The 20,330-nt window shown below is 72.6% G+C and carries 18 protein-coding genes and 1 tRNA gene; 7 read left to right on the forward strand and 12 right to left on the reverse strand.

The window, feature by feature from the left end; all coding sequences use genetic code 11:
* Window positions 1-63: 63 nt before the first annotated feature.
* Window positions 64-1,530, reverse strand: coding sequence for a peptidoglycan-binding protein (locus tag KBY32_RS22685; protein WP_210981383.1), 1,467 nt, complete (start codon window positions 1,528-1,530; stop codon window positions 64-66).
* 196 nt (window positions 1,531-1,726) lie between these two features.
* On the opposite strand from KBY32_RS22685, the gene KBY32_RS22690 reads away from it, so the two are divergent.
* The 3 genes from KBY32_RS22690 to KBY32_RS22700 all read left to right on the forward strand — a co-directional run bounded on the left by KBY32_RS22690 (window position 1,727) and on the right by KBY32_RS22700 (window position 6,186).
* Window positions 1,727-1,800: transfer RNA gene (locus KBY32_RS22690), tRNA-Lys, on the forward strand.
* Window positions 1,801-2,251: 451 nt separating this feature from the next.
* Window positions 2,252-4,252, forward strand: coding sequence for a glycosyltransferase family 2 protein (locus KBY32_RS22695; protein ID WP_055623412.1), 2,001 nt, complete (start codon window positions 2,252-2,254; stop codon window positions 4,250-4,252).
* Window positions 4,249-6,186 carry a kelch motif-containing protein gene (locus KBY32_RS22700; protein WP_055623411.1) on the forward strand — a complete coding sequence of 646 codons (1,938 nt, stop codon included), beginning with the start codon at window positions 4,249-4,251 and terminating at the stop codon, window positions 6,184-6,186. The genes KBY32_RS22695 and KBY32_RS22700 overlap by 4 nt, the downstream gene beginning before the upstream one ends.
* 69 nt (window positions 6,187-6,255) lie before the next feature.
* On the opposite strand, the gene KBY32_RS22705 is transcribed toward KBY32_RS22700, so the two are convergent.
* From KBY32_RS22705 to KBY32_RS22725, 6 genes are all read right to left on the reverse strand, one after another.
* The gene (locus tag KBY32_RS22705; protein ID WP_055623410.1) at window positions 6,256-7,287 is read right to left on the reverse strand and encodes a glycoside hydrolase family 6 protein; all 1,032 of its coding nucleotides are present in this window, start codon (window positions 7,285-7,287) and stop codon (window positions 6,256-6,258) included.
* Window positions 7,288-7,364: 77 nt separating this feature from the next.
* A complete protein-coding gene (locus tag KBY32_RS35495; RefSeq protein ID WP_308293775.1) occupies window positions 7,365-8,030 on the reverse strand; it encodes a class F sortase in 666 nt (221 codons plus the stop codon).
* A 2-nt stretch (window positions 8,031-8,032) separates the two neighbouring features.
* Window positions 8,033-8,596, reverse strand: coding sequence for a hypothetical protein (locus KBY32_RS35500; RefSeq protein WP_247689828.1), 564 nt, complete (start codon window positions 8,594-8,596; stop codon window positions 8,033-8,035).
* A gap of 181 nt (window positions 8,597-8,777) precedes the next feature.
* Window positions 8,778-9,557: an HAD-IIA family hydrolase gene (locus KBY32_RS22715; protein WP_055623407.1), complete on the reverse strand. Its 780-nt coding sequence runs from the start codon at window positions 9,555-9,557 to the stop codon at window positions 8,778-8,780.
* Window positions 9,558-10,277: 720 nt separating this feature from the next.
* Window positions 10,278-11,096, reverse strand: coding sequence for a hypothetical protein (locus KBY32_RS22720; protein ID WP_247689829.1), 819 nt, complete (start codon window positions 11,094-11,096; stop codon window positions 10,278-10,280).
* 136 nt (window positions 11,097-11,232) lie between these two features.
* Window positions 11,233-12,351: an ROK family transcriptional regulator gene (locus KBY32_RS22725; protein WP_210981386.1), complete on the reverse strand. Its 1,119-nt coding sequence runs from the start codon at window positions 12,349-12,351 to the stop codon at window positions 11,233-11,235.
* A gap of 48 nt (window positions 12,352-12,399) precedes the next feature.
* On the opposite strand from KBY32_RS22725, the gene KBY32_RS22730 reads away from it, so the two are divergent.
* Both KBY32_RS22730 and KBY32_RS22735 read left to right on the forward strand, forming a co-directional pair.
* Window positions 12,400-13,473 (forward strand): Gfo/Idh/MocA family oxidoreductase, encoded by a 1,074-nt coding sequence (locus KBY32_RS22730; RefSeq protein WP_210981387.1) that lies wholly within the window; start codon window positions 12,400-12,402, stop codon window positions 13,471-13,473.
* Window positions 13,470-13,976 carry a heme-degrading domain-containing protein gene (locus KBY32_RS22735; protein ID WP_055623403.1) on the forward strand — a complete coding sequence of 169 codons (507 nt, stop codon included), beginning with the start codon at window positions 13,470-13,472 and terminating at the stop codon, window positions 13,974-13,976. Before KBY32_RS22730 ends, KBY32_RS22735 begins: the two co-directional genes overlap by 4 nt.
* Window positions 13,977-14,023: 47 nt before the next feature.
* Here the strand turns inward: KBY32_RS22735 and KBY32_RS22740 are convergent, their stop codons facing one another.
* The 4 genes from KBY32_RS22740 to KBY32_RS22755 all read right to left on the reverse strand — a co-directional run bounded on the left by KBY32_RS22740 (window position 14,024) and on the right by KBY32_RS22755 (window position 16,833).
* Complete coding sequence (locus tag KBY32_RS22740; protein WP_210981388.1) at window positions 14,024-14,881, reverse strand: fumarylacetoacetate hydrolase family protein; 858 nt, start codon at window positions 14,879-14,881, stop codon at window positions 14,024-14,026.
* 167 nt (window positions 14,882-15,048) lie between these two features.
* Window positions 15,049-15,771 carry a YidC/Oxa1 family membrane protein insertase gene (locus tag KBY32_RS22745; protein ID WP_115508495.1) on the reverse strand — a complete coding sequence of 241 codons (723 nt, stop codon included), beginning with the start codon at window positions 15,769-15,771 and terminating at the stop codon, window positions 15,049-15,051.
* A 118-nt stretch (window positions 15,772-15,889) separates the two neighbouring features.
* Window positions 15,890-16,201: a DUF6412 domain-containing protein gene (locus tag KBY32_RS22750; RefSeq protein WP_055623400.1), complete on the reverse strand. Its 312-nt coding sequence runs from the start codon at window positions 16,199-16,201 to the stop codon at window positions 15,890-15,892.
* A gap of 104 nt (window positions 16,202-16,305) precedes the next feature.
* The gene (locus KBY32_RS22755; protein ID WP_210981389.1) at window positions 16,306-16,833 is read right to left on the reverse strand and encodes a helix-turn-helix domain-containing protein; all 528 of its coding nucleotides are present in this window, start codon (window positions 16,831-16,833) and stop codon (window positions 16,306-16,308) included.
* A 68-nt stretch (window positions 16,834-16,901) separates the two neighbouring features.
* Between KBY32_RS22755 and KBY32_RS22760 the strand changes: the two genes are divergently transcribed.
* Window positions 16,902-18,335 carry an MFS transporter gene (locus KBY32_RS22760; protein ID WP_210981390.1) on the forward strand — a complete coding sequence of 478 codons (1,434 nt, stop codon included), beginning with the start codon at window positions 16,902-16,904 and terminating at the stop codon, window positions 18,333-18,335.
* Between the two features lie 13 nt (window positions 18,336-18,348).
* Here KBY32_RS22760 and KBY32_RS22765 read toward each other — a convergent pair whose 3' ends face one another.
* A complete protein-coding gene (locus KBY32_RS22765; protein ID WP_210981391.1) occupies window positions 18,349-19,134 on the reverse strand; it encodes a class E sortase in 786 nt (261 codons plus the stop codon).
* 131 nt (window positions 19,135-19,265) lie between these two features.
* On the opposite strand from KBY32_RS22765, the gene KBY32_RS22770 reads away from it, so the two are divergent.
* Window positions 19,266-20,276: an SEC-C domain-containing protein gene (locus KBY32_RS22770; protein ID WP_210981392.1), complete on the forward strand. Its 1,011-nt coding sequence runs from the start codon at window positions 19,266-19,268 to the stop codon at window positions 20,274-20,276.
* The last annotated feature ends 54 nt before the right edge of the window (window positions 20,277-20,330 follow it).

Consider the following 20,330-nt stretch of genomic DNA (forward strand, 5'->3'; position numbering starts at 1 on the left):
GTCACAGGGATAGGGGGTGCGTAGGCACCCGGTGCCCGGACCGCCCCTCGGTCCGGTGCGGTCTCACGCGAACAGCCGCCGCCAGGTCTCCGGCCCGGGGTAGCCGTCCGCCGCGCCGCCCCGCCACCCCTGGGCGCGCTGGAAGGCCTCGACGGCCCGCCGGTCGGCCTCGCCCCACCGGGGCCCCGGACCCGACGTGTAGGACCTGCCGAACCCTTTCCTCACCAGCCGCTCGCCGAGCCGGGCGACGTACTCGTTGTCGGCGCCCGGCCGGAACGCGGCCCGCCCCGGATAGCCGGGCACCCCGTGCGACGCGGGCCGCTCCGGCCCGCCCGCCCCGGCCCGGACGTCCTTTCCGGTCCCGGCGACCAGCAGCTTCCAGGTCGCCGGGCCGGGCAGCCCGGCCGCGTCCTGGCCCCGCCAGCCCTGCGCCTGCTGGAACGCCCGGGTCGCGCGGCGGTCGGCGTCCGTCCAGCGGGGGCCCGGGCCCGAGGTGTAGTACCGGCCGGCGCCGCGCTCGACGAGCATCCGGCCCAGCCGGGTGACGTGCTTGTTGTGGGCACCGGGCCCGAAGTACGCCCGCCCGGGGTAGGCGGCCCCACCGGCCGGCCCCGCCGCCCGCGGCGGCTGCGCCTTCTCCGGCCCCTCCGGCTTCACCGGCTTCACCGGCTTCTCCGGTCCCTCTGGCTTCACCGGCTCAACCGGTTCCACTGGCTCGGCCGGCTCGACCGATTTCTCCGGCTCCGGCCCGGCCGTGTCCGCCTTCGTGTCCGCCTTAGTCTCCGCCTTCGTGCCCGTCGTCCCCTTCACCAGCCCCTTGTACCGGTAGGCGAGATAGCGGTCGGAGTTGTTCCAGTAGGCGTACGGGGTGGTCTGCCGGCGCGCGTGCGGGGGCGCCGACTCATAGGCGACGTAGGAGGAGTGGGTGTCGTCCGCCCAGCCGCCGAAAAGGACCACGTGCGACCCCTTCTGGGGGTCCGCCGGATTGTGGAACAGCAGAATGTCGCCCGGCTGGAGATCCTTCTTGGTGATGCGGACGCCGTACTGGGCGAGGCTGCCCGTCCATTCGTTCCCGGGCAGGCTCCAGGCCATCGAGACGAATCCGGAACAGTCCTGCCGGTATCCGTCCGACCAGAATTTGTACATGCTGTACGGCACCTTCGCCGCGACCCATTTCTTCGCCCGGTCGATGATCTCCTTCCGGGTGGTGGAGGGTGTCTCGGCCGCGGTCGTCGGAGCGGCGGGCGCACCGCCAGGACCGTGCAGCGGGGCCTTCTGACCCTGAGGGGTGCCGGGCTCGTCACCTGCGGGAACGCCCGGCCGGTCAGGTGCCTGGGGGGCGGCCGCGGCCGCGGTGTGCCCGGCGGCGAGCGTGGTGGACGCGGCGGCGGCGAGCACCAGGGCCCGGTAGGCCGCCGGGTGGCGGCCGGTCGTGGAATGCGGCAGGACGCGCCGCCAGTGGACGCATCCCGGGCAGTCGCAGTCACTCGCCGGATCGAATTCCTCGAACACCGGGGTCCGAGTTTCCATGCGATTCCCTTCACACTCCGGACGGAGCATTCCTCGGCTGTGCACCCGGTCAGTTTCCCAACTGTCGTCCGGACCCGCATGTTGACGGTCCGAATGGTTTACAGGGCCCCCTGACCGGCCCTCCCCCCGCCCCGGCGCCCCGCGGCGGGTGGTCGGGAGCAGGCGCGAAGGTCATGTAGAGTGGCGGTGTCAGCAGGCGCCGCTAGCTCAGTTGGTTAGAGCAGCTGACTCTTAATCAGCGGGTCCGGGGTTCGAGTCCCTGGCGGCGCACAGACGGTCCGGAAGCCCTTCGCTCGCGCGAGGGGCTTCCGGCGTTTCCGACCCCCATGTGCCCACGACGGATGTGCCCACGAGGGCCACACAGGACCTCCACAGCTGCCACAATGAGCGCGTATGACCGGTAAACACCGCGTTTCGCATCTTGCGATCATGCGGACCCGCGTAGAACCCTGGGGTGGGGTTTTTCACGATGCTGCGCATACGCGGCAGTTGGGGGGCAAGGAGCCGGTTGCCGGTTTTCCGGGGCGCAGGGGGCCCCGTTTCACGGCCGCATGCCGAGGGGGGCATGATGCAACCGGAAGGTCGCGTTTCCATGTCTAAGGTGTGGAAGATGTGGTGACCGCGGCCCGCCACTGATACGTCTGTGAAGGTCGAGGGGGATCGGCACAGTCGTAAACGGAACCGACAGACACGCGGTGACCTGCGTGTGGGGGGATGACTCATGACGTCGACGCCGACGGGCGCCCGGCGGGACTTCGACCCGTCACAGACCACCCAGTTGAGGGTGCCAACGCACCGGACCGGGGCCTTTCGCCGGATAAAGAAGACGCTGCCGAAGTACGACTACGAGCACTACAGCCGGCTGGCCGGTCCCCTCACCCAGCCCGACCCGAACAAGCCGTACCGGGTCCAGTACCGCTCGCTGATCTCGCAGGAGCCGCACCGCATCCGGGTCGCCCTGATGCTGGCCGCGGCCCCGGTGCTCTCGCTGGTCCTGCTCTTCTGGCTGCTGCAGCCCGAGCACTGGACCGAGCGGGACTACCCCGCCTTCGACTGGCTGCCGGCGCTCGACATCGTCATGCTCGTCTCGATCGGCCTGATCGAGTTCTTCCGCTGCATGAACGTCCTCTCCAACGCGCACGCCACGCTGGTCGCGCGCGATCCGATCCCGGTGGTGCCGGAGACCGGGACGAGAGTCGCCTTCCTCACCTCCTTCGTGCCCGGCAAGGAGCCGCTGGAAATGGTGACCAAGACCCTGGAGGCGGCCGTCAAGCTGCGCCACCGGGGTCTCATGCACGTCTGGCTGCTCGACGAGGGTGACGACCCCGAGGTCAAGGAGGTGTGCGCCCGCCTCGGTGTGCGCCACTTCTCCCGCAAGGGCATCGCCAAGTGGAACCAGGCCAAGGGCCCGCACCGCGCCAAGACCAAGCACGGCAACTACAACGCCTGGCTCGACGCTCACGGCGACGACTACGACTTCTTCGCGTCCGTCGACACCGACCACGTGCCGCTGCCCAACTACCTGGAGCGGATGCTCGGCTTCTTCCGCGACCCGGACGTCGGCTTCGTCATCGGCCCGCAGGTCTACGGCAACTACGACAACTTCGTCACCAAGGCCGCCGAGTCCCAGCAGTTCCTCTTCCACGCCCTCATCCAGCGCGCGGGCAACAAGTACGGCTCGCCGATGTTCGTGGGTACGTCGAACGCCGTACGCATCAAGGCGCTGAAGCAGATCGGCGGTCTGTACGACTCGATCACCGAGGACATGGCGACCGGCTTCGAGATCCACCGCCACAAGAACCCGGCCACGGGCCGCAAGTGGCGCTCGGTCTACACCCCGGACGTGCTCGCCGTCGGTGAGGGCCCGAGCGCCTGGACGGACTTCTTCACCCAGCAGATGCGCTGGTCGCGAGGGACGTACGAGACGATCCTCAAGCAGTACTGGAAGGGCTGGTACTCGCTGCCGCCGAGCAAGCTCTTCAACTACACGATGATGATCATCTTCTACCCGATGTCGGCCCTCAACTGGATCCTGGCCGCGCTGAGCTGCGCGCTGTTCCTGGGCCTGGGCGCCTCGGGTGTGAACATCGACCCCACGATCTGGCTGATGCTGTACGGCAACGCCTCGGCCCTGCAGATCGGCCTGTACGTCTGGAACCGCCGCCACAACGTCTCGCCGCACGAGCCCGAGGGCTCCGGCGGTGTGGCCGGCATGGTGATGTCCGCGCTGTCGGCGCCGCTGTACGCCAAGGCCCTGATCGACTCGATGCTGCGCAAGAAGAGCAAGTTCGTGGTCACGCCCAAGGGCGACTCCGCGAGCCCCGACCGCTGGTTCGGCACCTTCCGGTACCACTGGTACTTCATCGCGATCTTCGGCGCCTCGATCACGGCGGGATTCGTCTATGGACACTCCCACCCGGCGATGATCATCTGGGCGACGTTCGCCATGCTGATCACCGCGACGCCGATCTTCGCCTGGCGCTACATGCTGCGGCAGGAGAAGAAGAAGCCCGCCGCGCACGCTGCCCCGCCCGGCGGACAGCAGGACGCGGCGCCGGCGGCCGGCCCGGCGGTGCCGTACCAGCCGCAGCCGCTGCCGTCGCACGCCACGCCGCACGCGCCCCACGGCCAGCAGAAGCCGACCTGGGCCGCGTCGGGAAGTGGCGGTAACGACCAGACGATGCAGATCGCCCTTGGTGGACTTGGGGGACGTAAGGAATGAACGACCGTGCAGGCCGCCGCCGCGCCCGTCGACTCGCGATAGGCACGGCGGTGGTGCTCGCGCTGGCCGGAATGAACGGGCCGTGGCTCTATCGCGTCGGTACCGAGAAATACCACCAGTACCAGATCAACAGACCCGAATACAAAGCCGAGAACGGCAAGTGGGAGATCGTCGAATTTCCCGAGGAGTACCGCCAGAACACCATCCACGCGGCGCTCCTGCACACCGGCAAGGTGCTGCTCATCGCCGGCTCGGGCAACAACCAGGACAACTTCGACGCGAAGCAGTACGACACCCGGATCTGGGACCCGGTCAAGGGCACCATCAAGAAGGTGCCGACGCCGAACGACCTGTTCTGCACCGGCCACACCCAGCTCGCCAACGGCAATCTGCTGATCGCGGGCGGCACCAAGCGGTACGAGAAGCTCAAGGGGGACGTCACCAAGGCCGGCGGCCTGATGATCGTCCACAACGAGAACCCGGACAAGCCGATCACGCTGCCCGCGGGGACCAAGTTCAGCGGCAAGGCGAACGGCAAGACGTTCGTCTCCAAGGACCCGGTGCTGGTGCCGCGTGCCAAGAAGGTGTTCGACAAGGCGACCGGTGAGTTCCTGCGCAACGACCCCGGTCTCGGCCGGATCTATGTCGAGGCGCAGAAGTCCGGCGCCAAGTACGAGACGGGCACGCAGGACAACTACCGCATCCAGGGCCTGTCGGGTGCGGACGCGCGCAACACGTACGGCATCGCGCAGAAGCTCGCCCTCGACAAGAAGGACTTCCAGGGCATCCGGGACGCCTATGAGTTCGACCCGGTCGCCGAGAAGTACATCAAGGTCGACCCGATGCACGAGGCCCGCTGGTACCCGACGCTCACCACCCTGAGCGACGGCAAGATCCTCAGCGTCTCCGGCCTCGACGACATCGGGCAGCTGGTGCCGGGCAAGAACGAGGTGTACGACCCGAAGACCAAGAAGTGGACGTACCTCGACAAGCTCCGGCAGTTCCCGACGTACCCGGCGCTGTTCCCGCTGCGGAACGGCAAGATCTTCTACTCGGGGTCGAACGCCGGTTACGGTCCCGACGACGTGGGCCGTGACCCGGGCATCTGGGACGTGGAGACCAACAAGTTCACCAAGCTGCCCGGCCTGAGCGACGCCAACCTGATGGAGACGTCCGGCACGGTGCTGCTGCCGCCGGCACAGGACGAGAAGTACATGGTGGTCGGCGGCGGTGGCGTCGGCGAGTCCAAGGAGTCCAGCGAGAAGACCCGGCTGATCGACCTGAAGGACGACAGCCCGCGGTTCGTGGACGGGCCGTCGCTGGAGAAGGGCACACGTTATCCGCAGACCTCGGTCCTGCCGGACGACTCCGTGCTGGTGTCGGGCGGTTCGGAGGACTACCGGGGCCGCGGCGACTCCAACATCCTCCAGGCGCATCTGTACCGGCCGGGCGCGAACGAGCTCGACCGGGTCGCCGACCCGCTGGTGGGCCGCAACTACCACTCGGGCTCGATCCTGCTGCCCGACGGCCGGGTGATGTTCTTCGGCTCCGACTCGCTCTACGCGGACAAGGCCAACACCAAGCCGGGCAAGTTCGAGCAGCGCATCGAGATCTACACGCCGCCGTATCTGTACCGGGACGCGCAGCCGACGCTGTCGGGTGGCCCGCAGACCATCAAGCGCGGTGGGAAGGGCACGTTCACCTCGCAGCACGCGGCGGCCGTGAAGAACGTACGGCTGATCCGGCCGAGCGCGTCCACGCACGTCACGGACGTCGACCAGCGGTCGGTGAAGCTGGACTTCCAGGCGTCCGGCGACAAGCTCACGGTGACCGTGCCGACGAACCGCAATCTGGTGCCGTCGGGCTGGTACATGCTGTTCGTGACGGACGACCAGGGCACGCCGTCCAAGGCGCAGTGGGTCCGGGTGCCGTAGCGCCCCCGTGGCCGCACGGACGACGGCCCCGCATCTCCGAGGAGATGCGGGGCCGTCGCGTTCAGCGGGTCACTTGCTGGCCTTGGCCAGTGTGAGCGCGTACTTCGCCCACCACTCGCCGGCCTTCGGTCCGCCCTTGCACTCGCCGTCCGACTCCCCGGGCCGCTTGACCCAGACGAAGGCGTCGACCAGCGGGTCCGGCGTCTTCGTCGTCGGGGCCTCGCCGAGCGCGCGGCCCGGCGGGTTGCACCAGCGCTCGTTCGGATCGCCGCCCGTGTAGGGGCCGTTGCCGTTGCGGCTGGTGTCCACGACGAACGGCTTGTCGCCCACGCGTGCGGACAGCTCCTTGCCGTACGCGATGGAGTCCTTGGTCGTGTAGAAGTTCGAGACGTTCACCGCGAAGCCGTCGGCCTGGTCGATGCCCGCCCACTTCAGCGGCTCGAAGATCTGGTCCGGGTGCCCCCAGCCGGCGTTGCCGGCGTCCAGGTAGACCTTCGTGTTCTTCAGGGACTTCAGCTTGGCGATGGCGCCCTTGAGCAGGTCGTAGCGCTCCTCGTGGAACTCGTCCGGGGTGCAGCCGTCCACCAGGTGCAGCACGGCGTCCGGCTCCAGTACGACCGTGGCGCCCCGGTCGCCGATGCCCTTGGCGACCCCGTCGATCCACTCCCGGTAGGTGTCGCCGTCGGCGGCGCCGCCCTGGGAGTACTGGCCGCAGTCGCGGTGCGGGATGTTGTAGAGGACCAGCAGCGCGGTGCGGTCCGCCTTGGCGGCGGCCGTGGTGTAGCCGCGGGCCTCGTCCTCCGGCTTCTCCGGGCCGATCCACTCGCCGGTCGGCTGCTCCGCGATCTTGCGGATCTGCTCGGCGTCCTCCTTCTCGCCGTCCTTCTCGTAGGCGGCCACCTGCTGGGCCGCGTTCCCGTCCGGGTTCACCCAGAACGGGTTCTTCTCCTTGGGCTGTTGGCTGATCCCCGCGGCGTTCTCGCCGTCCGGTGTGTCGCCGTCGTCCCCGGAGGAACACCCCGCGATCAGCAGTGCCGCCCCCAGCAGCACCGCGGACGTCCGCGCGCGAGCGACTCCCCAGGCCCCCCTCTTCTGGTACATCCAGCTCCCCCTCGGGTGCACTCTTCCGAGGCTCAATCCTGACATACCCGGTGGCGGGCCGGTCGAGGTCGCCGCCCCTATCCGCGGCCGGTGAGATAGGCGGAGACGACCACGTTCGCCGCGTACGTGCGGGTGGCCCGGTCGAAGGCGCCGGCGCAGCTGAGCAGCCGCAGTTCGGGACGGCCGGGGTGGTGGGGGCCGTACGCCTGCCGGGCGTCGAACCGGTCGCGCTCCACCACGCGGACGTCGTCCACGGTGAACTCGGCGACCTCGCCGTCGGCGCGCAGCACCCGCACCCGGGCGCCCGGCCGGAGCGCGGCGAGCCGGTGGAAGACGGCCGGGCGGGTCTCGGTGTCGGCGTGCCCGACCATCAGCGCGGGCCCGGCCGCCCCGGGCGCCGTACCGGCCGCGTACCAGCCGACGGCGGCCGCCTGCCGGTACGGGGGCGGGTCGATCGCCCCGTGCGCGTCCAGGCCGCGGGCGACCACGGGGGCGCGCACGCCGAGCGACGGGATCTCGATCCGCTGCGGCACGGCGTCGCGGAGCGGCCGCGCGGCGGGCGGCAGCCGTACGTGGGGCGGCGGGCCGGCGGGGATGAGGGTGCCGGCCGTGGGCGGGGTGGACGGGCGGGGCCGGACGTCGGTGACCTGCCAGCCCCACAGCCACAGCCCGAGGAGCAGCGCCGCCCAGACCGTGCCGGTCAGCAGGCGGCCGCCGAGGCCGGTGCGTCCGTGTGCGGTCACGGTCAGCGGGGCCGCCTGCTGCGGCGGGCGCTGCGCAGCGCCACGGCGGTGGCGGCGACGCCGGCGAGGACCAGGCCGGTCACGGTGTGTGCGGTGCCGGGTCCGTCCTCGCGGGCGTCGACCATGGCGAGGCGGGTGGCGCCGCCTCCGCCGGCCCGGACGGGGGCGGTCGGGCCGGCGGCGGCCGGCGAGGGCGGGGCCCCGTGGCGCTGCGCGGTGGAGGGCCGGGCCGCCCGGCGTTCGACGGTGACGGAGCCCGTGCGGGTGGTGTCCCCACAGCCGACCCGCACGTCGTAGTTGCCGTCCTTCAGCGTGGACCGGACGCGGCTCTCGCCGCGGAGGGCGCCGTCCTCGCCGACGGTCAGCCGCGCGTCGGCGACGAACGCCTTGGAGACGGCGATGGCGGTCCGGCCCGGGCATCCGCTCACCCGGAGGGCGACGTCGTCGCCGGGGGCGGCGGTCGACGGGCCGACCGAGACACCCCCGTCCGCCGCGTGGGCCGCCGGAACGGCGCTCACCGCCCCGAGGACGGCGACAGCACTCAGGGTGACGCGCAGTGATCCCATCGTGAACCTCCAGATACAGGGAGGCTCCCCCGCCGGGGCGGGCCCCGCATCCTGGGCGGGGCCCGCATTGCTCCGAACGGGTCGGATCAGGGCCGTACGGGGTTTCGGATCCGGCGGTCTCGGATGCGGGGGTTCGGGGATCTGGCGGTTCGGGATCCGGCGGTTTCAGTGGTCCTGCGGTTCAGATCCGCTCGACGAGGTCCGCGATGGAGTCGACGACCTGGGAGGGCCGGTACGGGAAGTTCTCCACCTGCTCGCGCCGGGTGAGGCCGGTGAGCACCAGGAACGTCTGCATCCCGGCCTCCATGCCGGCCAGGACGTCGGTGTCCATCCGGTCGCCGATCATGGCGCTGGTCTCGGAGTGGGCGCCGATGGCGTTGAGGCCGGTCCGCATCATCAGCGGGTTGGGCTTGCCCGCGAAGTACGGCTGCCTGCCGGTCGCCTTGGTGATCAGCGCGGCGACCGCGCCGGTCGCGGGCAGCGGGCCTTCGGCGGAGGGGCCGGTCTCGTCGGGGTTGGTGCAGATGAAGCGGGCGCCGGCGTTGATGAGCCGGACCGCCTTGGTCATGGCCTCGAAGGAGTAGGTGCGGGTCTCGCCGAGGACGACGTAGTCCGGCTCGTGGTCGGTGAGGATGTAGCCGATGTCGTGCAGCGCGGTGGTCAGACCGGCCTCGCCGATGACGTACGCCGAGCCGCCGGGCCGCTGGTCGTCCAGGAACTGTGCGGTGGCCAGCGCGGACGTCCAGATGTTCTCCAGCGGCACGTTCAGGCCCATGCGGTTCAGGCGGGCGTGCAGGTCGCGCGGGGTGTAGATCGAGTTGTTGGTGAGGACGAGGAAGGGCCTGCCGGAGTCGCGGAGCTTGGTGATGAACGCGTCGGCGCCGGGGATCGGGACGCCCTCGTGGATGAGGACGCCGTCCATGTCGGTGAGCCAGGACTCGATGGGCTTGCGGTCTGCCATGGTGATGGGACTCTCCTGGCCTGCGTGCGAAGACGGGCTGCGGACGCCGGAACCACGCCGTCCCGACGGCTCCAGCGTAGCCAGGACCGACCGATCCCGACCCCGCCGATCATGCGCGACGGGCGGCCGCCGGGGGAAGGGCCGTGCCGGGTGACCGGGGTCGGCCAAGCGGCACTTGCGATCGGCCGGCTGCCACTGGAGTCCGTGCCGGGTACCCGGGTTCGGGGCGGCTCAGCGGCGCTGGTCGGTCGGCTGCCTGCTGCCGGGCCCGTGCCGGATGTCCAACGGCCAGGCAGCTCAGCGGCGCTGGGCGATCAACCGGCCGCCACCGGGGGAAGGCCTGTACCGCGCCCCCGAGGTCCGGCGCGGCTCAGCGGCGCTCGGCGATCACTCGGCTGCTGCCGGGGCCCGTGCCTCGTGTCCAGGGGCCCGGCAGCTCATCGGCGCTCGGCGATGGCAACCGGCAGCCACCGGGGGAAGGTGCCGCGCGCCCGGCGTCCGGCGTGGCTCAGCGGCGCTTGCGGGCGATCAGGGAGGTGGCGCCGGCCGTGCCACGCGCCCGGGGTCCGGGCGGCTCAGCAGCGCTCGGCGGTCAGCCGGCCGCCGCACCGGGGGGAAGGCCCGTGCCACATACCCGGGGTCCGGCGCGGCTCAACGGCGCGTGGCAATCAGCCGGCCGCCGCCAAGGACGCATGCCGCGTACCCGGCGTCCCGGACGGATCAGCGGCGCTTGCGGGCGATCAGGAGGGTGGCGCCGGCGAGCAGCAGGGCCACGGTGGTGGTGAAGGTGACGCCGGGCGGTGAGGTGAGGCCGGTGCGGGCCAGTTCGTCGGCGAGGGTGAGGCGCTCCTGAGGGGGCGCGCTGGAGGACGGGGAGGCGTCCGGGTCGGCGGGCGGGGCCGAGGCGTCCTGCTCGGCGGGGCCGGTCGGGTCGTCTGTGCCGTCCCGGTCCGGCGCCTCGGACGGATCGTCCCCGTCGGTGGGGGCCGCCTCCACCTTGAACCGGTAGTCGTTGGACTGGCCGACCCAGTCGCCGTCGCCGTCGTGGCGCTGGACGACGGCCGCGTTGGCCGTGACCTCGTTGGGGGCGGCGTCGGAGGTGAGGGCGAGCCGGACCTTCACGGAGACGGTCTTGCGGGGGCCGACGGTGAACCCGGGGAAGCCGTCGAAGGCGCCGACGAGTTCGTCCTGGTCGGTGGTCTCGAAGCGGACGGGGCGTGGCCGGTCGTCCCGGCCGCCCGGGTAGAACTCCAGGCGCGGCTGGGACGGCGTCAGGCTGCGCCCGGCGTCGACGAGCACGACGACCGGGTGGATGCCGGTGCAGGTGCGTCCGGTCCTGTTCTCCAGGTCCAGGTACCAGGTGCCGAACCCGCCGCCGGCCGTGTAGGACTCCGGTCCGCCGTGCAGCCGGGTGGCCAGCGGGAAGGAGCGGCCGTCACCGGCGCAGCCGGGCGCGACGGGTTCCGCCCGCGCCGGGGGTGCGACGGCGAGGAGGGCTGCCGCTGCGAGGCCGAGGGGTACGGGTGTGTGCAGTCGCATGAACACATGACCATGCCGGACGGGAGGGCCTTTCGGGCGACGCCGCCCCGGGATGGCTGCGCGGGTCCGCCCGATCGGCGGAGGGTTGCACCCGGGCAGGGGCGAGCCGTTTGAGCAGGGGCAGGCCCCCGCCAGGTCACCCCTCCGCGCGGCCGAACAGTGGGGCGAGCAGAAGTTGGGCCGCGCCCTCTGCCACTCCGTCGGTCGCCGTCGGGGCCAGGCGGACCGGGATGGCTTCCTCGCCGGCGCGGGCGGCGCGGGCGTCGAGGACCGCGGTGACGCCGTCGACGAAGGTGTCCGGGGCCGCGGCGACCGTACGTCCGCCGAGCAGGACGAGGTCGACGTCGAGCAGTGCGACCAGGTTGCCGGCGGCCGTGCCGAGGACGCGGGCCGCCTCCGCGGTGTCGCCCCGGGCGACGGCGGTCAGGCAGAGGGCCTCGACGCAGCCGCGGTTGCCGCAGCCGCAGGGCGGGCCGTCCAGCTGGACCACCTGGTGCCCGAACTCCCCGGCGCCGGTGCGGGTGCCCCGGTGGACGGTGCCGCCGATGACGAGCCCGCCGCCGAGGCCGGCCCCGAAGTGCAGATAGGCGAACGAGGTGCCCGCCGTCTCCGGGGGGCCGACGGCCAGGGCGAGGGCGGCGGCGTTGGTGTCCTTGTCGACGACAACCGGCAGCGACAGCCGCCGCACCAGCACGCTGCGCAGCGGGAAGCCGTTCCACTCCGGGAACCCGGTGACGCGGTGCAGGACGCCGCGCCGGTGGTCGAGCGGTCCCGGCAGGGCGACGCCGACACCGAGCACCGGGCCCGGCCGGGCGGCCCCGGACACCAGCCCGTTCACCTCGGCCACCAGCCGGTCGACGACCGTGTCCGCCCCGGCGCCGAGGTCCAGCGGGGCGGCACGGCGGGCCACGACGGCGCCGGTCAGATCGCAGAGCACCACGGTCAGCTCGTCCCGGTCGAGGTGGACGCCGACCGCGTGCCCGGCGTCGGGGACGAGCCGCAGCACGGTGCGCGGCTTGCCGCCGGTGGAGGCCCGGCGCCCGGCCTCCGCCGCGAGGCCGTCCTCCCGCAGCCGCGCCGTGATCTTGCTGACCGCCTGCGGGGTGAGCCCGGTGCGCTCGGCGAGTTCGAGCCGGCTGATGCCGTCGGGGCCGGCCGTGCGCAGCAGATCGAGCACGAGCGCGGTGTTGTGGCTGCGCAGGGCGTCCAGGTTCACCCCGCCGGCCCCGCTTTCCGTCCTGTTCACACCTCCCATTGTCCCTGGCGCTTGCACTTTGGCAACAGCGTTGCGAAAGTGGGGCGTATGAGTGCTACTCCCCTCCGCGTGGGCCTCGTCGGCTACGGCCTGGCCGGCTCGGTCTTCCACGCCCCGCTGATCGCCACCACCGAGGGGCTCACCCTCGACACGGTGGTCACCTCGAACCCCGAGCGGCAGCGGCAGGCCCGCGCCGAGCACCCCGACGTACGTGTCGCCGCCTCGCCGGACGAGCTGCTCGCCCGCGCAGGCGACCTCGACCTGCTCGTCGTCGCGTCCCCGAACAAGACGCACGTCCCGCTCGCCACCGCCGCCCTGAAGGCGGGCCTGCCGGTCGTCGTGGACAAGCCGCTCGCCGGCACCGCGGCCGAGGCCCGCGAGCTGGCGGCGCTGGCCGAGGAGCGCGGCCTGCTGCTCTCCGTCTTCCAGAACCGCCGCTGGGACAACGACTTCCTCACCCTGCGCCGGCTTCTCGAGGACGGCGAGCTGGGCGACGTCTGGCGCTTCGAGTCGCGTTTCGAGCGCTGGCGTCCGCAGACCAAGGGCGGCTGGCGGGAGTCCGGCGACCCCGCAGAGATCGGAGGTCTGCTCTACGACCTCGGCAGCCATGTCGTCGACCAGGCCCTCGTCCTCTTCGGCCCGGTCACCCAGGTGTACGCCGAGGCCGACGTCCGCCGCCCCGGCGCCGAGACCGACGACGACACCTTCCTGGCGCTCACGCATGCCAACGGCGTCCGCTCCCACCTGTACGTCTCCGCCACGACCGCCCAGCTCGGCCCCCGATTCCGGGTGCTCGGCTCGAAGGCCGGTTACGTCAAGCACGGCCTGGACCCGCAGGAGGCGGCGCTGCGCGAGGGCCGGCGCCCCGGCGACGACGCCGACTGGGGCACCGAGCCCGAGGAGCTGTACGGCCGGCTGGGCGCCGGCGAGTCCCCGATCACGGGCGGCGGCAGCGCCGTACCGACCGTGCCCGGCGACTACCCCGCGTACTACGCGGCCGTCGCGGCGGCCCTGCGCGACGGCGGCCCCAACCCGGTGACCGCCCTGGAGGCGGCCGCCGCCCTGGACGTACTGGAGGCGGCGCGACGCTCCGCCCGTGACGGAGTGACGGTGACCCTGTGACGCACACGAGCGGACCGACCCCGAAGTTCCAGCCCGAGCTGACGCCCTCCCTGGAGGAGCTGGAGGCCCAGGAACGCCGCCTGGTCTTCCCCCGGTTCACCTACGAGGACGCCTGGGCGCTGGGCTCCCTGCTGGTGGAGCTGGCCCGGGAGCGGCAGGCCCCGGTCGCCGTCGACATCCACCGCGCCGGCCAGCAGCTCTTCCACGCGGCGCTGCCGGGCTCGACGCCCGACAACGACGCCTGGATCGCCCGTAAGCGCCGGGTCGTGGAGCGCTACGGCGCCTCCTCCTACCTGGTGGGCGCCCGGTGCCGCGCCAAGGGGACGACGTTCGAGGACTCCTCGCGGCTGGACCCCGACGTCTACGCGGCCCACGGCGGCTCGTTCCCGATCACCGTCGAGGGCGTCGGCGTGGTCGGCGCGGTCACGGTGAGCGGACTGCCGCAGCTGGCCGACCACCGGATGGTGGTGGAGGCGCTGGACACCTTCCTGGCGAAGCAGTAGGAGGCGCGGGGACCGCGTGGCGTGATCGGCCACGCGGCCCCGGCCCCTCACGCCTGCTCGAACTCCTGCCGCTGCCGGCCCAGCCCCTCGATCTCCAGCTCCACCACGTCCCCGGCCCGCAGATACGGCTTCGGCTCGGGCCGCCCCAGCGCGACGCCCGCCGGGGTCCCCGTGTTGATGACGTCACCGGGGTACAGGGTCATGAAGTGGCTGACGTACCGCACGACCTCCCCCACCGGGAAGATCTGCTCGGCCGTCGTACCGTCCTGCTTCAGCTCGCCGTTCACCCACAGCCGCAGCGCCAGGTCCTGCGGGTCGGGCACCTCGTCGGCGGTCACCAGCCACGGCCCGAGCGGGTTGAACGTCTCGCAGTTCTTGCCCTTGTCCCAGGTGCCGCCCCGCTCAATCTGGAACTCCCGCTCGGACACGTCGTGCGCCACCGCGTACCCGGCGACATGCGCGAGCCCCTCCTCGGCGGACTCCAGATAGCGGGCCGTACGGCCGATGACGACCGCCAGCTCGACCTCCCAGTCCGTCTTGGCCGACCCGCGCGGCACCAGCACGGTGTCGTGGGGGCCGACGACCGTGTCCGGCGCCTTGAAGAAGACGACCGGCTCGGACGGCGGCTCGGCGCCGGTCTCGCGGGCGTGGTCGTGGTAGTTGAGGCCGATGCACACGATCTTGCCGATCCGCGCGAGCGGCGGCCCGATCCGCAGCCCCTCCGGGTCCAGCGCGGGCAGCTCGCCCGTACCGGCGGCGGTGCGGACGCGGGCGAGCGCCGCGGGGTCGGCGAGCAGCGGTCCGTCGATGTCCGGGACGAGGCCCGACAGGTCCCGCAGGGTCCCCTCGGCGTCGAGCAGCGCGGGCCGCTCCGATCCGGCCGTACCGACGCGCAGCAGCTTCATGGTCACAATCTCCCTCGATCGTGGGGCGCCCGCCGACGGGTGCAGCCATCGGAGGACTGGTCGATCCTCCAAGCTGCACAGCCAGTCCGCAAGACCCGGTTCACGTACTGGACCAAGGCCTCGGAGTCATCGGGTCATCAGCCATCGGTCATCAGCTCGGCCATCGGTCATCGGTAGAGGGCGGCGCGCTCGATGGCGCTCCAGGTGGTGCTGGTGACCACGTAGAGGGCGGCGGCCAGCGGCACGACGGCGACAGTGAAGAGGGTGAGGAAGGACATGAACGGCATGACCTTCGTCATCGCGCCCATCGCCCCCATGCCGGGCACGGCCTGTCCGTCGGCCACGGGCGCCACCGGGTTGGCGGCCATCATCCGCTTCGTACGCCGGTAGTTGAAGACGGCGACCGCGGCGACCAGCAGGAACAGCGCGAGGTAGACCAGCCCGGCCGGGCCGAGGGCTCCGCCGGCGCCGAGCGCGTCGGCCCAGCGGTCGCCGAGGGGCGCGGCGAACAGCTCGTGGGACAGCAGCTCGTTGGCGTGACCGCCGATCGTGGTGTTGGAGAAGAGGTGGTAGAGCAGGAAGAAGGCGGGCAGCTGGAACAGGCCCGGCAGACAGCCGGCCAGCGGGGACACCTTCTCCTTGGTGTGCAGCTCGACGATGGCCCGCTGGAGCCGCTCGGGGTTCTTCCCGTGCCGCTTGCGCAGCTCGGCGATCTTCGGCTGCAGCTCGGCGCGTGCCTTCTGCCCGCGCGCGGCGGCCCGGGACAGGGGGTGCACGAGCAGTCGTACGAGCGCGGTGAACAGGACGATCGCGGCGGCGGCCGCGGTGGCGCCGAACAGCGGGGCGAGCAGATCGGCGAGCCGCTGAACGAGGTCGGCGAAAACGGACATGGGTGAGCCCTCCGTGGGTCTCGTCGTGCCGGAGTGGGGCGGATGCCGGTGAACGGCATGGCGGCATGACGACCCGCGTGGGGTCACACGGTCAGGACGGACGGTCGGGGTGCGTGCCCTACGCGGTGGTCGCCGGGAGGGCGTGCCCGGGCGCGCGGGGCCGTGGCCGGCCGGAGGCGTCGGGGTCGCGTTGGGGCAGGAAGGCCGTACGGCGGGCCCGGTCGCGGATGGCCGTCCGTACACGCGTGGGCGGTACGGCGGGCGCGGCGCGCGAGGCGAGCATCGAGCAGGCGGCGAACGCGGAGCTCGCGGCGGCGGTGGCGGCGAGCGCGACGGTCGCGGACAGGCTGCCCGTGTCGAGCAGCGTGATCTCCAGGAAGAGGACGACCAGGAGGGCGGCGGGGCGCAGGCGCGCGGCGATGCGGATCATCGGCTGCCCCCCTCTGGTGCTGCTGGCGCTTGCTCGCGTTCGTTCGTTCGTTATACAGGACGTCCGACGGGAGGGGTTCGTTCCGCCCAGTCCGGGGACGGCCGTCAGGCGGGCTCGAGCTCGAGGGGCTCCAGCAGCCGCTTGGGCCGCAGCAGCGCCCGGCTGACCGGATCCGCCGGCTCCGGGTCGAGCCCGGACCCCGGCAGCATCTCGACATCGGCGGCGGGTACGACGATCCCGCAGGCGGGGCATTCGCCGTACGCCCCGAGCCCGGTCCCGCAGGGGGCGTGCCTGAAGACGCGCAGCGGCCGGTCGCCGAAGTGCTCGCGGCCCCACATGCCGAGGGCCCGCAGGGTCGGCCACAGGGCGACACCGCGGTCGGTGAGGACGTACTCGTCTCGCGGCGGGGACTCCTGGTAGCGGCGTTTGGCGAGGACGCCCTCCGTGGTGAGCATCTGGAGGCGGGCGGCCAGGACGGCGCGCGGGATGCCGAGGTGGACAAGGAAGTCGTTGTAGCGCCGGACGCCGTAGAGCGCGTCGCGGACGACCAGGAGCGTCCACCGCTCACCGACGACCTCCAGCGCGCGGGCGATCGAGCAGTCCTGCGTCGCGTAGTCCTTGCCCAGAGCCATGACGCCCACTGTACAGCTTTCCACCTCCTTGGTTCGGTGAACAGACTGACGATGCTACGGTGTGGCGCATGCCCAAGTTCACTGAACGAACTGATGTCGCCGCCGGGCCGGTCACCGCCCCCGGGCCGGCCGCCGTCGCCTCCTCGCCGCCCGCCGAGGAGGCCTCGCCCCGCTCGGGCCGGGCCACCCTCGCACTGACCAGCGCCGCCACCGCCGTGGCCCTGATGACGTACACGGCCCCGATGGTCACGCTCCCCGAGACCGCCGCCGATCTGCACACCCCGCTCTCCGCGCAGGCGTGGCTGCTGAACGGCACCCCGCTGGGCCTCGCCGCCCTCCTCCTGGTGGCCGGCAGCCTCGCCGACGACTACGGGCGGCGCCGGATCTTCGTCGCGGGCACCCTCGCGCTGGGCGTCACCACCGCGCTGGGCGCGCTGACCAGCTCGACCTGGCTGTTCACGCTGGCCCGGGTCGCGCAGGGCGGCGCGAGCGCGGCCCTTCTCGCCAGCAGCCTCGGCCTGATCGTGCACGCCTTCCCGAGCCCACGCGGCCGGCTGCACGCCACCGGCGTATGGGGCGCGTTCGTCAGCGGCGGCATCGCCGTGGGCCCCCTCGTCGCCGGCGCGATGCCCGACTGGCGGGTCACCTACGCCGTCCTGGGCGCGGCCGCGCTCGTCGTGGCCGCCCTGTCCCATCGCGCCCTCACCGAGTCCCGCGCCCCACGCGGCGGCCGCCCCGACCTGGCCGGCGCGGTCACCTTCGGCCTGGCGCTGGTCTCCCTGGTCGCGGCGCTGACCCTGGGCCGCGACGGCTGGCTGCGCGCCCCCGTCGCGCTGCTCCTCCTCGCGACGGTGCTCCTCCTCGGCCTGTTCGCCGTCGTGGAACGGCGCACGGCGACCCCGATGATCGACCTGGGCCTGCTCCGCCGCCCCGGCTTCCTGGCCTCCTCCACCGGCGGCCTGTTCACCGGCTTCGCGGTCATCGGCCTGTTCAGCCTTCTGCCGACGCTGCTCCAGCAGACGCTCGGCCTGTCCGCGATGGACACGGCCTGGCTGTTCCTGCTGTGGTCCGGCCTGTCCTTCGCCGTGGCCCTCCAGGCCCGCAGACTGGCGGGCCGGATGGCGCCTCGCCTCCAGCTCGCCCTCGGCTTCGCGCTGCACGCGGCCGGCGCCCTGGCCCTGCTGGGCTCGCTCGGCTCCGGCACCTGGACCCGGCTGCTGCCCGGCCTGATCGTCGCCGGGGTGGGCAGCGGTCTGCTGAACGCCGCCCTGCCCCTGCTCTCCGTGGAGTCGGTGCCGCCCCAGCGGGCCGCCATGGGCTCCGGAGCCCAGCAGACCTTCCGGTACATCGGCTCCTGCGCCGGTGTGGCCCTGACCATCGCCGTCGTCACCTCCACGAAGGGTGGCCTGGCCCACGGCGGCGACATCGCCCTGGTCGTCTCGGCGGTCCTGGCCCTGGTCGCGGCGGCGGCCGTGGCGGCCCTGCGGGAGCGGACGGCCTGACCCGCCCCGCGGATCAGCGCCCCCGGACGGAGACGAGCTTCGCCCACACCACCAGGCGGTACGTCGACGTGAACTGCGGGGTGCAGGTGGTGAGGGTGAGGTAGTGCCCCGGCGTCGTATAGCCGTACCTCGGCACGACGCCGGAACGCGGGACGGGCGCGAGGACGCCGCCGTCCCCGGGCGTGGTCCGCGGCAGCACCCGGTCCACGGCGTACGTGTGGACGGCCGCCCGCGTCTCGATCCGCACCACGTCCCCGGCCCCGAGCCGGTCGAGACGCCGGAACGGCTCCCCGTGCGTGTTCCGGTGCCCGGCGAGCCCGACGTTCCCGGCCTCCCCCGGCTGCTGGGTGCCCGGATAGTGCCCGACCCACCCCTGATCGAGCACCCCACGCCGGGCGACGCCTTCGGCGACGGGGACGCGGAGATGGAGACGGGGGATGGAGAGGACGGCGTAGGGGCGGGTGCGGGTGGCTTTGGTGGAGGGGGTGCGGGGGTCGGCGGGGGCCGGGGGGACCGTCGTACGTGAGCCGTCACTCGCGCCCGTAGGGCCACGCATATGTGCCCCGTCTCCTTGATCCCCGCGGTCCTTTTGATTCCGCCAGTCCCGCTCAAGGGCGCGCACCTCGCGCTCGGCGCTCGCCCGGGCCTCGCGGTTCGTCCACCACACCTGGTGCACGACCAGGAGCGCGAGCACGGCGCCCACGGTGACGAGGACCTCCCCCGCGCTCCACACCACCCGCCGCACCACGGCACGCCGCCGCATCCGGCCGTGCCGCACGACGCGCACCCGCCCCGCCATCACAGCCGCCCCCTCCGCCGAAGCCGCCCGCACGATAGGGCGGACGGCGCGAGGTTCCCAGCCCCTTCGGGACCCTTTTCCTCCCCCCTCCGTCCTCTCCACGGACATCCACGCGCAGTACGGTGTCCCCCATGCGCCCCGACACGCCTGCCGAAAACGTCGACCACACCGCCGAGGCGGCACGCCTGGAGCGAACCGCCGGCATCTACCCCGAGGACGCCGAGGCCCTGCTCCTGCGCGCCGCGGCCCACCTGGAACTGTCCGGCGACCGCCCCGCCGCGACCGCCCTCTACGACCGCCTGCTCGCGTCGTCGGCCCCCTTGGAGAACCCGCATCTGGTACGGGCCCTCAAGGCGTCCAACCTCTGGGAGTACGGCCACGAGGCCGAGGCCAGGGCGATCATCGACGGCGTCCGCGCGTCCGCGCCGAGGGACCCGGCCCCCTGGGTGATCGTCGCGGAGTCGCTGGAGGCGCACGACGAACTGGAGCAGGCGCAGGAGACGTTCACGGAGGCGGCCCGCCTGCTGCTGACGGACGTCGAGGAACCCCCGTACGCGACGCATCCGCTGCTGTTCGGGCGCCACCGGGTCCGCCGCATGCTGGGCCTGGCCCACGACGAGTGGGACGCGCTGGCGGACACCCTGCACTCGATGCCGGTGTCCCTGGACGAGTTGCACGACCCCAAGCGGGTCTGGTCCCTGGGTTCGGACAACCCGGCGGAGCTGGAGGCGGAGATCTCCCGCCTGCGCGCCGAGCTCGGCGCCTACCGGGAGGCCCTGTCGCGCCCGTTCCCCGTGGCGATGCTGCGCTGGCCGGCGGACGAGCTGACGGAACTGCTGACGGCGTACCCGTCGCTGTCCGCCGAGTACCCCTCGTACGACGCGCACCTGGCGACGATAGAGACGTCCCTGCGCGAACTGTCCGCCTCCGGCACCCCGAACCTGGGCATCGTCACCGGCACGGTCCCCTCCTACGAGGCCTTCGCCGCCTCCGAACTCTCCTCCCCGGACGACCCGACCCTCCTCCCCCAGTACGCGACCACCCTGGCCGCCCGAGGCCGAGCCACCGCCTGGCCGCCACAGCGGGGGGCGGCTTGCTGGTGCGGGTCGGGGCGGGGGTATGGGGAGTGCCATGGGGTGTAGCCCAAGCGGCCGCGGGGGCCAGGACGGTCGCCTGTTCCCCGCTCGCAGGGGCCC

It is taken from the genome of Streptomyces sp. RK62 (genome assembly GCF_018070255.1).
Taxonomy (GTDB): Bacteria; Actinomycetota; Actinomycetes; order Streptomycetales; family Streptomycetaceae; genus Streptomyces; species Streptomyces nigra.

Excerpts from the sequence above, each read along its gene's own strand:
- KBY32_RS22685 (WP_210981383.1), bottom strand. The coding sequence starts at position 1,530 with ATGGAAACTCGGACCCCGGTGTTCGAGGAATTCGATCCGGCGAGTGAC.
- KBY32_RS22695 (WP_055623412.1), top strand. The coding sequence starts at position 2,252 with ATGACGTCGACGCCGACGGGCGCCCGGCGGGACTTCGACCCGTCACAG.
- KBY32_RS22700 (WP_055623411.1), top strand. The coding sequence starts at position 4,249 with ATGAACGACCGTGCAGGCCGCCGCCGCGCCCGTCGACTCGCGATAGGC.
- KBY32_RS22705 (WP_055623410.1), bottom strand. The coding sequence starts at position 7,287 with ATGTACCAGAAGAGGGGGGCCTGGGGAGTCGCTCGCGCGCGGACGTCC.
- KBY32_RS35500 (WP_247689828.1), bottom strand. The coding sequence starts at position 8,596 with ATGGGATCACTGCGCGTCACCCTGAGTGCTGTCGCCGTCCTCGGGGCG.
- KBY32_RS22715 (WP_055623407.1), bottom strand. The coding sequence starts at position 9,557 with ATGGCAGACCGCAAGCCCATCGAGTCCTGGCTCACCGACATGGACGGC.
- KBY32_RS22720 (WP_247689829.1), bottom strand. The coding sequence starts at position 11,096 with ATGCGACTGCACACACCCGTACCCCTCGGCCTCGCAGCGGCAGCCCTC.
- KBY32_RS22725 (WP_210981386.1), bottom strand. The coding sequence starts at position 12,351 with ATGGGAGGTGTGAACAGGACGGAAAGCGGGGCCGGCGGGGTGAACCTG.
- KBY32_RS22730 (WP_210981387.1), top strand. The coding sequence starts at position 12,400 with ATGAGTGCTACTCCCCTCCGCGTGGGCCTCGTCGGCTACGGCCTGGCC.
- KBY32_RS22740 (WP_210981388.1), bottom strand. The coding sequence starts at position 14,881 with ATGAAGCTGCTGCGCGTCGGTACGGCCGGATCGGAGCGGCCCGCGCTG.
- KBY32_RS22745 (WP_115508495.1), bottom strand. The coding sequence starts at position 15,771 with ATGTCCGTTTTCGCCGACCTCGTTCAGCGGCTCGCCGATCTGCTCGCC.
- KBY32_RS22750 (WP_055623400.1), bottom strand. The coding sequence starts at position 16,201 with ATGATCCGCATCGCCGCGCGCCTGCGCCCCGCCGCCCTCCTGGTCGTC.
- KBY32_RS22755 (WP_210981389.1), bottom strand. The coding sequence starts at position 16,833 with ATGGCTCTGGGCAAGGACTACGCGACGCAGGACTGCTCGATCGCCCGC.
- KBY32_RS22760 (WP_210981390.1), top strand. The coding sequence starts at position 16,902 with ATGCCCAAGTTCACTGAACGAACTGATGTCGCCGCCGGGCCGGTCACC.
- KBY32_RS22765 (WP_210981391.1), bottom strand. The coding sequence starts at position 19,134 with ATGGCGGGGCGGGTGCGCGTCGTGCGGCACGGCCGGATGCGGCGGCGT.
- KBY32_RS22770 (WP_210981392.1), top strand. The coding sequence starts at position 19,266 with ATGCGCCCCGACACGCCTGCCGAAAACGTCGACCACACCGCCGAGGCG.